Genomic DNA, 275 nt, shown 5'->3' on the forward strand with positions numbered 1-275 from the left:
GAAGAACACGAACAGGTTGAACGCATCCCCGGTCAGGAAGGCGCCGATGATGCCCATCAGCTGAAACAGGAACAGCGGATGGAAATTGGCGCCGCGCTGCAGGCCGACATCGACTCCAAGGACGATACGACGACCGAGCAGGGCTTCGGCCTGAGCGCTACGGCAACTACGCCGGCGACGTGCTCAACTTCGACGCCGCGCAGGCGCAGCTGCGCGAGGCGGGGATCCCCTGCCAGACCGTCACGGTCACCGATGACGTCTCGTCGGCCGACAAG

Annotated in this window: 1 pseudogene; it reads left to right on the forward strand. The window is 64.7% G+C overall.

Annotated elements, in window-relative coordinates:
* Positions 1–170: 170 nt before the first annotated feature.
* Positions 171–275, forward strand: a pseudogene (locus tag SB658_RS23800) (dihydroxyacetone kinase subunit DhaK); the annotation flags it as partial.

It is taken from the genome of Bacillus sp. SIMBA_008 (genome assembly GCF_046535495.1).
GTDB classification, from domain to species: Bacteria; Bacillota; Bacilli; order Bacillales; family Bacillaceae; genus Bacillus; species Bacillus subtilis.